The sequence below is a fragment of the Flavobacterium sharifuzzamanii genome (assembly GCF_003254585.1).
Classification (GTDB): domain Bacteria; phylum Bacteroidota; class Bacteroidia; order Flavobacteriales; family Flavobacteriaceae; genus Flavobacterium; species Flavobacterium sharifuzzamanii.
In genome coordinates, this window is sequence record NZ_QJGZ01000035.1 from 80,740 (window position 1) to 96,376 (window position 15,637).

Genomic DNA, 15,637 nt, shown 5'->3' on the forward strand with positions numbered 1-15,637 from the left:
TTAAAGTCGCACATCTACCACTTGCCCTGTATTATTTGACAAAAGGGTCTGAATACATCTTAAAGCAACTGTTTCGGGCTTTAATAATGTTTCTTCTGGTTCGTTACCAAAGTTTTTTACGCGCATTGGGGTTTGCGTACGCTCTGGATTCATACAATTTACCTTAATGCCCAATGTTTCCCATTCTTGCGATATAGCTTGCACAAAATTAACTGTAGCGGCTTTACTTGAAGAATAAATACTATAAAATGCTCGCCCTCTGGTATAAGAACTAGAAGTAAAAAATAAAATATGTCCTTTTGATTCTTTTAAATACGGAAGTGACGCAAGAGCAATATTAACCATTCCAGTATAGTTCACATTTATTGAATTTAGAATGTATTCATAATTCATAGTTTCCAAAGGTTCTTTATGTAAAACTCCAGCTGTGTTAATTATAAAATCAATTTTACACTCCTTTTCAAACACCTTTTCTAAAGCTTTTTTAACTAATTCAATATTAGAAACATCAACATTATTTTCACTTCGCGAAAAACTATAAACCTTAACTCCATTCTGTTCTGCCAGGTCTACAATACTTTTTCCTATTCCGTAAGAACCGCCAAAAACAACCATAACTTTATCAGATAGAATTTCTCTTGACAATTCTATATCCTGAATCTCAACCGATCGTAATTGAAATAGCTTATCTAATAAGTAAGTATCTTCAGGATAAGTCAATTTCATATTAACTTCTTCCCCATTTACAACATAAATATCTTCATGAGGTAAATATTTTTTAACCACTCCACAATCATCAGTCGCTTTAAAATTTCCGTCTTTTAGCGCCAATTCATAGGCTTTTGCTATGACTTCCTGTTTAAAACCTTGAGGAGTTTGTCCTCTTCTCATTTTTATTCGTTCAGGAATAGCTGTTATAATATCATTTTCAACTTCAATAATGGTATCTGCTGAATTTATTGCAACATCAACTGCTTTATAGTTACCCAAAGCTTTTATAACATCATTAATAATTCTTTGACTTATCAAAGGCCGGGCTGCATCGTGAAAAATTAAATTAGAATCATTAAATTCATTATAAGATTTTATAGCAGCAAGACTTGATTGATATCTTTCTTCGCCCCCTATCAAAACTCGTTTTACTTTTTTCCATTCGTTTTTAATAATCATATCTTCTATCATAAAGAGATAATGGTTATTAATTACAATGGCTATTTCATCAATGAATTCATTTTTTTCAAATGCATCAACAGCATGTTCGATGATCATTTTTCCGGCAACTTTAAAAAATTGTTTCGGCAATGATTTCTCTAATCGTATTCCTATTCCTCCTGCTAATATGACAGCTATGTTCATATAATTTTTTTGTTGATTCAAAATTATCCAAAAATCTGAGTTTCCAGATAATTCATAATGTTTTGTGATGCCGTTACATTGTTCTTTTGTATTAAATTTTGCTGAACAAACTCATCCCGCTTCTCTTTCATCCAATCATTTTCATTCAACACCACATTTTCGATAAAATTAATTAATTCTTCTTTTGTTCTGGATTGATAATGTACCTCAACAGCTTTTTCTCCAAATTCACTCCATTCTTTCATAACTGCTTCATTTCTTATCATAAAAAGAGAAGGTTTTCCTGTAATGAGATACTCCGCCATAAAAGAACCACAGTCATGAATAAGAGCATCTGAGGTTAAAAACAAATCTCCATATTCTGCATTTTCAAACTGGCCATTTTCAAGGTTCATCCACTCAGCATAGTAAGCTTCTGTTTTTTCTTTACCCCAATTCAGCTCACTTTCCAATTTAATTCTTAACAAAGGATGTGGTTTAAAAGCTATTTGTAATTGCTCTTTATATTGATTTGCTATTTCCAAAAAAACATCAAAATATTCCAAAAAATTAGACACTTTGTTGAGTTCATGCATTGAATGATGCGGTGCCCAAATAATTTTCTTTAAAGTTCTATGCTGTTTTTTCCAAACTCCATTATTAGGATTTTTATTTATCAGAAGTTGATCGAATCCAGGATATCCGGTTACCACATTATTAATTCCTTTATTTTTTTGTTTTTGAAAGGCTATGTTTTTATGAATTGGTGTTTCTGAAAAAATTCGCCATACAAGATTATGAAATTTTGAATCATAAAAAGCATCATAATTTGTAGTCATAATAGCGTACGGCACATAGCAGGTTAAAATATTTGAAAACTCTTTTATGTAATATCTATAATCAACTAAACCTTGATACGGATTGGTAAAAAAAATAATATCAGGTGAAAATACTTTTTTAATATCTAAATATTCTCCTGTAGTATGATCATAAGTTTTAATAACATTATGTCCTTTCTTTTTAAATGCTTCAAAAGATTTGTTCATTTCGAAAAGCATATTTTCTTTACCAAAATTTACAACAGGGCAAACAAATAATACAGGTTCAAATTTGGAATGCTGTACCATTAAATCGAATAGAACATCATATTTCCAAACCGATTCGTGAATCAAAAAAAAGGCAACTTTTATCTTTTCTTTTTTTCTAACAATCTCAAGAGCTTCCTGATGTTTTTTAGGCGCTCGCTTGATTTCATATGACTCATATAGCGTTCGTAATTTTGCAAAATTATAAACTTTGATAAGCGAAATCCATATGGTTTCAGGAACGTATTTTTTAAGAGTTAATTTTAATTCTTTCATTTTATCAAACTAAAATTAATATCTATTTAAAACCTCAACAATAGAATCAATTTCAAAACCCTCCAAAACTGGACTTATCGGTAGACTTAAAACTTCATTATGAATTTTCTCTGTTATTGGAAAAGATAAATGATTCCATTCTTGAAAAGCACTTTGTTTGTGTGGCGGTACAGGATAATGAATAACGGTTTGAATATTATTTTTCGTTAAATAATCCTGTAAATCTTTTCTGTCTTCTGTTCGAATAACAAACAAATGAAAAACATGATTATTTGAAAAATCCCAATTGGGAAGTATAATTTTTTTGTTTTTTATTTCAGCTAAATATCGTTTCGCAATATCTCTTCTTTTCTTATTATCGGCATCTAAATTGGGTAATTTTAGATTTAAGAAACTTGCCTGCAATTCATCTAGTCTAGAGTTTACACCAATATACTCATTATAATATTTCTTTTCAGAACCATAATTACGAAGCGAGAAAAGGACTTTTGCCAATTGCTCGTCATTTGTTGTAATCGCTCCGCCGTCGCCAAGACAACCAAGATTTTTTCCTGGATAAAAACTGTAAGCGATTGCAGATTTTAAATTGTAGATTGTAGATTGTAGATTTTTCTCTACGCCGTGAGCTTGTGCTGCATCTTCTACGACAATCAAATCATGTTTTTTTGCAATCTCATTTATTGCCTGCATCTCAGCTAATTGTCCATACAAATGAACCGCTAAAATGGCTTTTGTTTTTGAAGTAATTTTTTTTGGAATTAATTCTGGATTTACATTGTAGGTTTCTAATTTCGGCTCAACCAAAACGGGAACTAAATCGGCTTGTAAAATAGCCAGAATACTAGCAATATAAGTATTTGCAGGGACAATAATTTCGTCTCCTTTTTTGAGTTTCCCTAGTTCGATATAACCTTTAAAAATTAAAACCAAAGCATCAAAACCATTCCCTACTCCTACGCAATATTGGGTTTGGCAATATTTAGCAAAAGCCTTTTCAAATGTTTCTAATTCTTTTCCTAAAATATACCAGCCATTATCTAAAACCGTTTTCAGTTTTTCCTGAAAGGCAGTTTCATACGGTCGATTTATTTTTTTTAAATCAAGAAATGAAATCATAAGTTGTGGTTTTTAAACAAAAATACCATTTAACTTAGTATAATTTGAAGTTTCTACTTCATAAAAATCATGAATGATAGTACTTGCTCCAAAACTTTCTTTCCAATAGATTAATCCTTCGTTTAAACTTTTCCCCTGATTTTCATTTGAAATTCCAAAATCAAAAAAACGTTTATTAGCAAACCTTTCGTGCACTAAAAAATGAAATAAAAAATCTAAGCTTCCCAAATCTTCTGCATTCGTTTTTTTAGATATATATTGGCAATGTGCAGTTGTTTTGGTTTCAAAAATTGTAGTTCCGCCTACAATCTTATCTTCAAAATAAACATTAAACTGATGAATATTTTCTGGGAATAGAGATTTTAAATAGTTCATTTCTTCTACTGAATGAACTGGTTTTGTTTGATGTCTATTATTTAAATTCGGAATTAAAATTTCATTCCAAAACAATTCAAAATCTACTTCCTCTTTAATAGTCAGTTTATTTGAAAGTGCTTTTTTCACACCTCTTTTTCTAATTTTTGAAATTGATTTTTCTTGTAATAAATCAATAACAGAAAGAGAATCTCTACGAATGAGTTTTGCCTCTGCCAGAAATAAACCGTATAAAATTTCTTCGGATGGTTTAAGATTATAAATTGAAGGAATGTTTTTTAAGTATAATTTTTCAAAATGATTTCCACTCAAAAAAGACAAAAGAGCTTGAAAAACCTCAATCACGGCAACCTGTCTAGTTTCTTCTTTATAAACCAATCCGCCATAAGTAAGTCCTTGATGCGAATAAACAGTATTTTCTTTTTTATTGGCAGGAAGAATGGCGCGCAATTTTGCACCTTCAAAAACTAAAAGAGAAAAATCCTCAAAACGATCTTTGTGGTATTCCATAAAATCGCGATGAAATAAAAATGTAGCATTTTTAGACTGGGCGACAAAATCATTCCAGATCGAATAATCATCTTGAGAATACTTTCTTATAGTGTATTTCATATCTACTTATGATCAAATGCTTTTAAATGCCACTTATATTTAACCGCCATTAATCTAACCACAATAATCACAAGAGAAGTAACTAAATATATAATATCGTCATTTAAATTTAGCTTCCTTAATCCAAAAAATACCATCCCGCCCAAAATACAAATCGTTGCATAGATTTCTTCTCGAAAAAGGTTTGGAATTTCATTACATAAAATATCACGAATTACACCGCCAAAACAAGCCGTCATAGTTCCTAATGCAATACAAATTGCTGGATGAAGTCCAGTTACAATTCCTCTTTCTAAACCAATTAAAGTAAAAACTCCGAGCCCAATTGTATCAAATAGAAACAACGAAGTTCGAAGTTTGTCGAATCTTTTTCTGAAAAGAATTGCTAGAAAAAATCCTAAAATAATCACATATACGTATTGCATGTCGCGCATCCAGCCAACAGGAGTTCTTCCGATTAAGACATCGCGAAGTGTTCCGCCTCCAACGGCAGTAACAAATGCAATAATAAAAACCCCGAACGGATCTAGTTTTTTGTGCATTGCGGTCAAGGCGCCTGACATTGCAAACGCCATTGTCCCAATAATATCAAGTAAGTGAAACATTTTTTTTGAGTTACAAAGATGCAAAGGGTCAAAGTTACAAAGTTGTGACGAATAATCTTAACAACTCTCGCTCATAAAACACTCCTTATTTTTTCACGTAAATCGGACTTCTTTTTAGTAAATAAGAAATAGAATCCATCCAACCGTCTTTTACAGCCAACAAAGGTTTACGGGTTTGTGAGTATATCTTATCGGTGTTTTTGTACATGTCAAAATAAACCGTATAGTAGTAATATGTCTGATTGTTTGCTGTTGTTGTAGAAATGTCGTTTGTAGTTACTTTTTTGTTGTTATTGCTAACTTTCGCATTTCCGCTGTTGTAAGTAGTAGCTGTAGAACCCGTTCCAATAGTATATGAAACTTTTGCCGCAACAATATTATCAACTCCTAGTATTTTTTCAAGATCTTCTATTGGCGTTTCGTCAATGTTATTATGGTCAATTCCTGCTTTGTGCAATAAACTATTTGTTGTTCTTAAATCCTGAACCGTTAACGGAAAAATGTTCGAAGATTTATCTAACAATTTATTATACAAATCATTTTGAGCAAATTTTGCCATATCCTCAGAACCTTGCTGATTATCTGCATTTACATAAGGAACTGGCAATACCGCTATTGTATTGTGCTTCATATCTGCACTTGCTACATTTTGAGAGTCATTCTGAACTGGAGCGCTTGTGCTAGAAGAAACATCAAAGGTTTGAGATCTTCCGCTTGCAAAATCAATTTTGGCAATCTGAGAAACATCTAGCGAAATCTGAACGGTTTCACCTGGAAGTGAATATTCTACTGTTTTGTCAGACATTTTTAAAACAGTACATTCAATAATCTGGTAATCTCTTTTTATAATTTTATCTAATTTTTTTCCGCTTTGGGCAAAACTCACAAAAGCAGACAACAATACTAATAAGTACAAAAATGGCTTAGTAATTTTCATTGGATTGGAAATTTTATGAATTAATTATGTATATATAAATTTACGAATAAATTTTAAAAAATTATCAGTAAAAACCAGAAAAACCAAACAATTATTCAAAGAAAAAAAATTACATATTCTGTGTATAGAAATTATAATCTTTTAAAATTACACGGATAAAATCTCCATTGTTTCCAGATTGATTTTTAATGCCTGTCACACTTTCTATTTTTGCAACCAATTTGTAAATAACCTCGTGGTCGTTTTTAGCCGCTGCTTTTTGATAGGTTTCCTTTATAATACGCATATCATTGTCTGAAAGCTTAATTACGAGAGGATATGTAGGCACATAAGCTTCGCCAATGTCCTCCAAAATAGTATGGCTAATGTTGATTTTATTCTTTAAAGTAATCACTGCAGTGCCTGCTGCCATGTCGCCTAATCGCTGCGATTTCTGGCTTGTAATAACAGCAATAAGTCCCGGAAGTCCGACAAAACTAAAAAAATCAATTACCCTAAAAAACCATCGAATTAAATAGTCTCCAAAACCCGCTTGATAGCCGTCAATTTTTACCACTTTAATTTTCAGTAATTTTTTGCCAAGTGACTGCCCTTCAAAAACACTTTCTAAAACCAACGAATACACTATAACAGGCGAATACAATAATAAAAAAATCGCACCGCGTGACCAGCCATCCAAATTGACCATCAATCTATCGAGCTGCAGCCAGTCAAAAAGTATTATTGAAAGCGCTGTTATATAACAGATTATGATAAACAAATCTATAAAAAAAGCACCTAGCCTTTCGCCTACAGAAGCAGCGATAAAATTTATTTTGACATTTTGTGTCGTATTAATAGATAATTCTGACATATTTCATATTTTAGCCTGCAATGAGAGAAATCGCCTTTATAAAACAAAACAGAGAAAAATGGCTCGAGTTTGAGCTGGCAATTTTTGGTAAAGCTAAAAAAAATCCTGATGAATTAGCAAATTTGTACATTCAAATGATGAATGATTTGTCGTATGCTCAAACGTATTATCCTAAAAGTAAAACGGTTGTATATCTCAATCATCTTGCCTCTCAGATTTATCAAAAAATTTACAAAACCAAACGTACCGATCAGAATCGTCTTGTAGATTTCTTCAAAATCGAGGTTCCTTTATTGGTTTATGAATACAGGAGGTATTTGGTTTATGCATTTGCCTTATTTTTTGTTACTGTTTCTATCGGAGTTCTTTCTGCCCGCTATGACCGTGATTTTGTGCGTCTCATTTTAGGTGACGATTATGTAAATATGACTCTAGAAAACATCAAAAAAGGCAATCCGTTGGCCGTGTATGGTTCGGGCAGCAATTGGGGAAGTTTTATTGGCATTACGGTCAATAATCTCTTTGTAGGTGCAAGATGCTATTTCTATGGCATTTTTGCAGGAATCGGAACTTTTAACGTTTTCCTTCAAAACTGTATTATGCTGGGGTCTTTTCAATATTTTTTCTACGAACAGGGCGTTTTCTGGAAAAGCGTTCGTGGCATATGGATTCACGGTTCTATGGAAATTTTTGCCATTGTTATTGAAACTACAGCTGGATTTATTTTAGGAGCTTCTATCCTATTTCCTAAAACTTTTTCTAGATTAAATTCTTTTAAAATCGGTTTCAAAAACAGCTTTAAAATATTCTTAAGCACTTTTCCTTTCACGATAAGCGCAGGATTTTTAGAAGGTTTTATTACACGATATTCTATCGATATGCCCAATTGGCTAAGCAGTTTTATTATCTTATTGACATTGGCAATAATTTCATTTTACTACTTGATATACCCTTTTATTGTACACAAAAAAATAACTTCAAAACCAATTCATTTATAATGTTCGAGCTTTACAGAAAAAGACAATTAGGTGATAATCTAGGCGATACTTTTACTTTTTTTAAAAATTACGGAAAAAACTTTTTCAAGATTTTTTTTATTGTGAATGGAGCATTTTTACTTCTTTTCGCAATAGTAATTTATACACTTCTTAAAGTTAATTTTGAACATATTCAAGATTCTGGTATTGAAAACAATCAATTAAAAAGCGATCTTCTAGAATACTTCAATCATAATGAAGGATTAGTCGTTGCACTAATGTTTATCTGCATTCTTTTATTCTTTATTATATCATTGTTTAATTATGCCTATCCCGTTTTATACTTAAAAATGATCGGCGCAGGCAAAGAAGATTTTGAGTTGAATGATGTCCTGTCTAATTTTTTAAAGGTTCTTTTTAAACTGATAAAATTCAGCATAGGCTATTTGTTTTTAGTTTTTCCAGTCTTAATAATTGCACTAATTATCATATTTTTTCTGTGCTTCATTATTATCGGGATTCCGTTGCTTATGATTGCGCTGCCAGCATTGTTTACCTTTTTAAACCTACATTTTTACAGTTATCTAACAGAAGAAAAACGCTTTTTTGAATCTCTAAAACATGCCTACTATTTAATAAAAGTAGATTTTTGGAATTCAATTGGAACAACTTTTATTGTTATGATGATAATGCAGTTTGTTCAGTTTGCTATAACAATGTGTTTATACTTTGTGGGTATGTTTATCGCTTTGGCCTATTTAATTGGAAATTCTGCTTCAAATCATACAAATTCTATAGAACCCTCGCCATTGTTAATCGGTTTTATAACGATTGTTGTAATTGTGCTAATTATTCTTGGCAACATTTTCAACAACATCATTATAGTTAATCAAGGAATGATTTATTATAGTTTAGAGTCAGGAGACAAACAAGAATCTAAAGCAATTGATTTAATTGGAGATACTACAAATGAATAGGTTTGTTATTATTTTATATTTTCTTTTCTGTCTGAGCCCATTATGTGCCCAAGACACTCTGGTTAAAGAAGACCCTCCAAAAATCGTCGGAATTAAGTATACCGAAAAAGATATCATGGTAGATTCTGGAGCTGTAGAAGCCAGACATTTTGAAAAGAACTTCAAGAAAAAATATACCGATAAGGACTTTGTTTACGAATACAAAGAACCCGAAAAAAACTGGTGGGATCATTTTAAGCATTGGCTCGCTAGACAAATTGCCAACTTATTTAATTTTAGCAGCGTAAAAACGTCTCTAGATTTTGTTTCTATTCTATTTAGAATAATTGCCATTCTAGTAGTTATTACCTTGATTTATTTTATCGTCAAAGCATTAATCAAACGAGAAGGAAGATGGATTTTTGGAAAGAATGCCGACAAAAGAGCTTTGTTTTATTCTGATGCCGAAAAAAACATCCATCTTTTAGATTTTGAAAAACTTATTAAAGAAAGTGTCGAGGCTGGAGAAAAAAGAATTGCCGTGCGATATTATTATTTATGGCTTTTGAAAGTAATGGCACAGCATCATTATATCGAATGGGATATCGAAAAAACCAATTCCGATTATTTGTACGAACTGTATAATCCTGCTCATAAAGAAGAGTTTACATATCTTTCTTATCTATACAATTATATTTGGTATGGTGAATTTGAAATTGATGATTCAACATTCAGAAAGACTGAAAATAGATTTAAAAAAGCATTAAAAACCTTTGGTAATGGATAATAAAGTTAAAATATACATTGCTATTCTGGTTTTAATTTTCGGAATAACATTACTCGTAGACAAAGGACAGCCAAAACCTATTGATTGGACGCCGACCTATTCTGTTGAAGATAAAATCCCATTCGGATTATACGTTTTCGACCAAGAAGCTGATGGAATTTTTAAGCAGAAAATAGAAAGAATTTCTACGCAGACTCCTTATGAATATCTGGACTCTCAATATGATTCTAGAGAAAATGTAGAAAAATATAAAATTAAAGGTTCTTTCATGAATATTTCGGAAGTCGATAATATTGACGAAGGATCAATGAGAGAAATTCTATATTTTGTTTCTCACGGAAACAATGCTTTTTTAAGTATGAAAGTATTTCCAAAAGCACTGCTAGATTCTTTAAAAATCGAATTAAAAACCGATTTTATGCCCAATGATAGCATTTCAGTTTGGATGGCAAACAAAAAAGTAAATGCAAAAAAATATACTTTTAATACCGGATTAAGTGATTATTTTTCAAAAATAGATACTTTAAATACAAAAGTTCTGGGATATCAAATGAACCGTAAGAACGAAAAGCAAGTCAATTTTATTGAAGTTCCTTATAAAAATGGCTATCTGTATCTGCACACGCAGCCAGTGGCTTTTACCAATTACAACCTGCTTAAAAAAGATTATTATCAGTATGCTGAAAACGTTCTTTCTTATATCCCGAAAGGAAATATTTTCTGGTACAACAAAACTTTTAACGACAAGCGAATTTCAAGCTCTCCGATGCGATATATATGGAGTCAGCCCGCTTTAAAATCGGCTTGGTACTTAGGCTTACTTGGAATTCTTATTTTTATGATTTTTAATGCTAAACGTAAACAGCGAGTCGTGCCAATCATAAAACCATTGCAGAATCTAACAGTTGATTTTACCAAAACGATTGGAAATTTATATTATCAGGAAGGCGATCATACCAATATTATAGATAAAAAGATCATTTACTTTTTAGAAAAAATCAGGACTGATTATCTGCTTGACACCACCAAACTCGATGACGATTTTATAACCAAATTACATTATAAAACAGGAAAAGACGAAAAAGATATTCGCGATGTAGTTCAGTTAATTAATGACCATCGAAACAGTTATCACGGAAGTCTTGAAGAAGATTTGATTAAAATAAACACAGCAATAGAAAAGATTTTACATTAATTTATTAGCCACAGATTAAAAGGATTACCACAGATTAGTTTTTAAATAAAATCATTTTAATCCTTTAATCTGTGGCAAAAAAAAATACAGCAATAGAAAAAGTTTTACATTAATTTATTAGCCACAGATTAAAAAAGATTAGCACAGATTAGTTTTTAAATAAAATCATTTTAATCCTTCAATCCGTGGCAAAAAAATAAAAAAACATACCAATTATGGACGATATCAATACAACATCTAACGAAATCACAAATGAAAATGTGAATTTTGAAACAAGAATCAATTTAGGACCTCTTTTAGACCACGTAAACACGATCAAAAAAGAGATTGAAACAGTAATCGTAGGACAACACAAAATGGTAGATCAGCTTTTGGTTGCTATTTTGTCAAATGGTCATGTACTTTTAGAAGGTGTTCCTGGAGTTGCCAAAACAATTACAGCAAAATTATTGGCTAAAACTTTAAATATCGGTTTCAGCAGAATTCAGTTTACCCCTGATTTAATGCCTTCTGATATTTTGGGAACTTCTATTTTTAATCTGAAAAACTCCGAATTCGAATTCAAAAAAGGACCAATTTTTTCTAATTTGATTTTAATTGATGAAATCAACCGTGCTCCAGCAAAAACACAGGCAGCGCTTTTTGAAGTAATGGAAGAACGCCAGATTACAATTGACGGTTCTGCTTATCAATTGGAAGCGCCATTTTTAGTAATTGCTACTCAAAACCCTGTTGAACAAGAAGGAACTTATCGTTTGCCAGAAGCGCAATTAGACCGTTTTCTTTTTAAAATCACAATTGATTATCCAAAACTGAATGAAGAAATTTTGATCATTCAGAGAGAACATTCGTTGCAAGATCATGGAAAACTAGATGCCATCAAAACCATTCTTTCCGCTGAAGAAATCAAAGAATATCAAGGTTTGGTAAAACAAATCAGAGTAGAACAAAACTTATTAGAATACATTGCTAGAATTGTGGTAAACACACGCGAAAATGCCTTTTTATATTTAGGAGCTTCGCCTCGTGCTTCAATCGCTATTTTGAATGCTTCGAAAGGTTTTGCCGCAATCCGCGGACGTGATTTCGTAACGCCAGAAGATATCAAAGAGGCTGCAATTCCAGTTTTACAGCACCGAGTTATCGTAGCGCCAGAACGTGAAATGGAAGGTCTTACAAGCTCAGAAATTATTAAACAGATTATTGAAACGGTAGAAATTCCGAGGTAATTATTAATTGTGAATTGTTAATGGTGGAAAACATAAAGCGCTTCAACTCTGCTCATCCTGACAAAGAAGAGTAAACTTGGAACCTGAAACCTAAAACTTAAAACTATAAAAAATTGAAACCGTCTAAACTTCTTATATCATTCTCTCTACTATTACTGATTGCTTTTCAGCCATCTAATGCTGCTTTTTTAAAAAACAAAAAAGACTCTTTTTATTTCAAAAATGACAAACAGGAAATTGAAACTTTAGTAAAGAAACTGTACGAATGGGTAGAAACTAAAAACAGCAATAATGACTTCAATCCAATTTCAAACAAAAAGGGAGATAAATATATTGGGCTAGATTTAAACTCACATAAAAAAAGACTGGAAGAACTGAAGAAAACCAATTTCTTTTCGCAACAGTTTTTAGACAATTACAACAAAATCGCTTTAAGAATAGACTCTAATCTTAAAACTAAAAAAATAGAATGGTTTGAAGGAGATTTACCTCCTTTCGGAAATGATTCTAATCCTTGGTGCAATTGTCAAGACAATCCAGAAAATTTTTGGAAAACAATGACGATTAATCATTTGAAGATTGAAAACGACAAAGCTTCTTTTGATTGGACTTGGTCGTGGAAAGGCGATTTTAAATACAAAGTGAAAACCATCAAAGAAAACGGAACTTGGAAAATTGCTTCTTTAGAAGGCTTTGATTTTAATGAGTTCACCAAAATTTATTAGAAAAACATAAAACCAAGAAAACTTGAAATTCATAAAAAGTCTATATCTGAACAATTTCTTTTTCTATGTGCTCATTGGCATTATAGGATTGTTTATCTGCGCTTTTATTTTTCCGAATATGTACTACGCAGTTTGGCTACTAGTTTTAGGTTTAATTACTTTTTTAGGGCTTGACATTTTGCTTTTGTACTTGGCAAGAACTGGGCTTGAGGCCGAAAGAATAACACCCGAAAAATTATCAAATGGAGATTTAAATCCTATAAAGATTAACATAAAAAACCATTATACTTTTCCCATTTCGGCTAAAATTATTGATGAAATTCCATTTCAATTTCAAGTTCGAGACTTCAAAATTGTAAAAACAATAAAAGCGGCAATACAAAAAGAAATTGGCTATGATCTCCGCCCGACAGAACGTGGAGAATATCATTTCGGCTCTTTAAATATTTATGTTTCATCTCCATTAAGATTGATTTCTAGAAGATTTACTTTTGATAAAGATCAGATGGTTCCAACATATCCTTCTTACATTCAATTAAGAAAATATGATTTGATTGCTTTTTCGAATAATTTATTTCAATACGGAATCAAAAAAATACGCCGAATTGGACATACAATGGAATTTGAGCAGATTAAAGAATATGTTCAGGGCGACGATTTACGAACTTTAAACTGGAAAGCAACAGCCAAAAGAAATTCGCTGATGGTAAATCAGTTTCAAGACGAAAAATCACAATCTGTTTATATGGCAATCGACAAAGGGCGTGTTATGCAAATGCCTTTTGATGGATTAAGTTTGTTAGATTATGCGATTAATTCATCTTTGGTTTTATCGAATGTCATTCTAAAAAAACAAGATAAAGCAGGACTTTTTTCTTTTTCTAAAAAAGTAGAAAACAGAGTTTTTGCAGAAAGAAGAGGCTCGCAAATGCAGAAAATTCTTGAAACGCTGTACAATGTAAAAACCGATTTCTTCGAAAGTGATTACAGCCGATTGTATGTTGATATAAAGAAAAACATCAATCAGAGAAGTTTAATTATTCTGTACACGAATTTTGAAACCATGGACGGTTTAAACCGCCAATTACCTTATTTAAAAGGAATTGCCAAAAGTCACTTATTGGTTGTGGTTTTCTTTAGCAATACAGAATTAAACGGTATCATCAATAAAAAAACAACTACAATTCAGGAAGTTTATGACAAAGTAATTGCCGAAAAATTCATGTTTGAAAAACGTTTAATTGTAAATGAATTGAAGAAATATGGAATCCATTCGGTTTTGACACAGCCTGAAAATCTTACGCTTGACGCGATTAATAAATATTTAGAGATTAAGTCGAGAGGGATTTTGTAGCTTATTCATCTTCAAGTTTGTTGCATTTCAATCAAAATACTATTCTCAATCAAAAATCAAAATAATGAAATCAAAAATCACTCTTCTCCTATTTTTTATCTTTTTTGCGCAATTAGCTACAAGCCAGCAAAATATTCCAACAATAAAAGCAATATCAAAAAAACTTGATATTAGAGATGGTAAAACATACAAAAAACAATCTTGGAATATTTCTCCTCAACTAAATCCAGACGTATACGAAACATCATCATTAGGAAAAAAAGTCACTTTTATTACTGATAAAGATTCTATCTCAGTAAAAATTAAAAAAAACACACAATTTGATTTCGTGATTTTACTTAATGATTCTGTAAAAGCCTATACACAAATCAAGTATAATGCCGCTACATCTCGCTTAGAAATACTAAAAAAAGCTGCTAAATATAATTATTCAGACAATAGATTTATTCCTGAATTTACTTATCAGTCAATGGAGAATCCAAATCTAATGAAAATCAGAAAAGATTTAAAATTGGATTCAATTGCTGGAACTGGAAGTGAAACTTCTCAAATTCTTAATTTACTTCATTGGGTGCATAAAATAATTAGACATGATGGAAGCAGCTATAATCCAGCTCTAAAAAATGCAATCGATTTAATAAAAATATGTAAAACCGAAAATCGTGGTCTTAATTGTAGAATGATGGCAACAATTCTTAATGAATGTTATTTAGCTATGGGGATAAAATCTAGATATATTACCTGTATGCCAAAAGAAACTGATTTTGATGATTGTCACGTAATTAACATGGTCTACAGTAATGAATTTAAAAAATGGATTTGGATTGATCCTACTTTTGATGCTTATGTTATGAATGAGAAAGGAGAATTACTTGGAATTCAAGAAGTAAGGGAAAGATTGATTAACGGCAAAACATTAATTTTAAATCCCGAAGCAAATTGGAATAACAAAGCCACACAGACTAAAGAATACTATCTAGAAACTTATATGGCTAAAAATTTATACCGACTAAAAACTCCTGTTTATAGTGAATATGACACTGAAACCGTGAAAGATGGAAAAGAAATTGCATATGTTGAACTATTGCCGTTAGACGGAATTGAACAAACTCCACAAAAAACAGAGTCTACGAATACTAAAACAAATGTAAAAACTATAAGCTACAAGACAAATAATCCGAATTTGTTTTGGGCTAAGCCAACGAAATAAATCTTTTACA

General features: G+C 31.4%; 15 protein-coding genes. 8 read left to right on the top strand and 7 right to left on the bottom strand.

Annotation, left to right across the window (positions count from 1 at the left end; all coding sequences use genetic code 11):
• From DMA14_RS05455 to DMA14_RS05485, 7 genes are all read right to left on the bottom strand, one after another.
• The gene (locus tag DMA14_RS05455) at window positions 1–1,356 is read right to left on the bottom strand and encodes a bifunctional cytidylyltransferase/SDR family oxidoreductase (RefSeq protein WP_111423778.1); all 1,356 of its coding nucleotides are present in this window, start codon (window positions 1,354–1,356) and stop codon (window positions 1–3) included.
• 23 nt (window positions 1,357–1,379) lie between these two features.
• Complete coding sequence (locus DMA14_RS05460; protein ID WP_111423779.1) at window positions 1,380–2,696, bottom strand: CDP-glycerol glycerophosphotransferase family protein; 1,317 nt, start codon at window positions 2,694–2,696, stop codon at window positions 1,380–1,382.
• Window positions 2,697–2,711: 15 nt separating this feature from the next.
• The gene (locus DMA14_RS05465) at window positions 2,712–3,812 is read right to left on the bottom strand and encodes a DegT/DnrJ/EryC1/StrS family aminotransferase (protein ID WP_111423780.1); all 1,101 of its coding nucleotides are present in this window, start codon (window positions 3,810–3,812) and stop codon (window positions 2,712–2,714) included.
• 12 nt (window positions 3,813–3,824) lie between these two features.
• Entirely contained in the window at window positions 3,825–4,799 is a 975-nt protein-coding gene (locus DMA14_RS05470) for a GNAT family N-acetyltransferase (RefSeq protein WP_111423781.1), read from the bottom strand.
• 2 nt (window positions 4,800–4,801) lie between these two features.
• Window positions 4,802–5,404, bottom strand: coding sequence for a trimeric intracellular cation channel family protein (locus DMA14_RS05475; RefSeq protein WP_111365280.1), 603 nt, complete (start codon window positions 5,402–5,404; stop codon window positions 4,802–4,804).
• An 85-nt stretch (window positions 5,405–5,489) separates the two neighbouring features.
• Complete coding sequence (locus DMA14_RS05480; protein WP_111423782.1) at window positions 5,490–6,341, bottom strand: hypothetical protein; 852 nt, start codon at window positions 6,339–6,341, stop codon at window positions 5,490–5,492.
• Between the two features lie 109 nt (window positions 6,342–6,450).
• Entirely contained in the window at window positions 6,451–7,194 is a 744-nt protein-coding gene (locus tag DMA14_RS05485; protein WP_111377933.1) for an RDD family protein, read from the bottom strand.
• Between the two features lie 20 nt (window positions 7,195–7,214).
• On the opposite strand from DMA14_RS05485, the gene DMA14_RS05490 reads away from it, so the two are divergent.
• The 8 genes from DMA14_RS05490 to DMA14_RS05525 all read left to right on the top strand — a co-directional run bounded on the left by DMA14_RS05490 (window position 7,215) and on the right by DMA14_RS05525 (window position 15,627).
• Window positions 7,215–8,192, top strand: a complete 978-nt coding sequence (locus tag DMA14_RS05490) for a stage II sporulation protein M (protein WP_111423783.1) — start codon at window positions 7,215–7,217, stop codon at window positions 8,190–8,192.
• Complete coding sequence (locus tag DMA14_RS05495) at window positions 8,192–9,148, top strand: hypothetical protein (RefSeq protein ID WP_111423784.1); 957 nt, start codon at window positions 8,192–8,194, stop codon at window positions 9,146–9,148. Before DMA14_RS05490 ends, DMA14_RS05495 begins: the two co-directional genes overlap by 1 nt.
• Window positions 9,141–9,914, top strand: a complete 774-nt coding sequence (locus DMA14_RS05500; protein ID WP_111423785.1) for a DUF4129 domain-containing protein — start codon at window positions 9,141–9,143, stop codon at window positions 9,912–9,914. Before DMA14_RS05495 ends, DMA14_RS05500 begins: the two co-directional genes overlap by 8 nt.
• Window positions 9,907–11,109, top strand: coding sequence for a DUF4350 domain-containing protein (locus tag DMA14_RS05505; RefSeq protein ID WP_111423786.1), 1,203 nt, complete (start codon window positions 9,907–9,909; stop codon window positions 11,107–11,109). The genes DMA14_RS05500 and DMA14_RS05505 overlap by 8 nt, the downstream gene beginning before the upstream one ends.
• 215 nt (window positions 11,110–11,324) lie before the next feature.
• Window positions 11,325–12,338: an AAA family ATPase gene (locus DMA14_RS05510; RefSeq protein ID WP_111423787.1), complete on the top strand. Its 1,014-nt coding sequence runs from the start codon at window positions 11,325–11,327 to the stop codon at window positions 12,336–12,338.
• A 113-nt stretch (window positions 12,339–12,451) separates the two neighbouring features.
• Window positions 12,452–13,063, top strand: coding sequence for a hypothetical protein (locus tag DMA14_RS05515; protein WP_111423788.1), 612 nt, complete (start codon window positions 12,452–12,454; stop codon window positions 13,061–13,063).
• A 118-nt stretch (window positions 13,064–13,181) separates the two neighbouring features.
• Window positions 13,182–14,417, top strand: a complete 1,236-nt coding sequence (locus DMA14_RS05520; RefSeq protein ID WP_238989921.1) for a DUF58 domain-containing protein — start codon at window positions 13,182–13,184, stop codon at window positions 14,415–14,417.
• Window positions 14,418–14,481: 64 nt separating this feature from the next.
• Complete coding sequence (locus tag DMA14_RS05525) at window positions 14,482–15,627, top strand: transglutaminase-like domain-containing protein (RefSeq protein WP_111423790.1); 1,146 nt, start codon at window positions 14,482–14,484, stop codon at window positions 15,625–15,627.
• Window positions 15,628–15,637 lie beyond the last annotated feature (10 nt).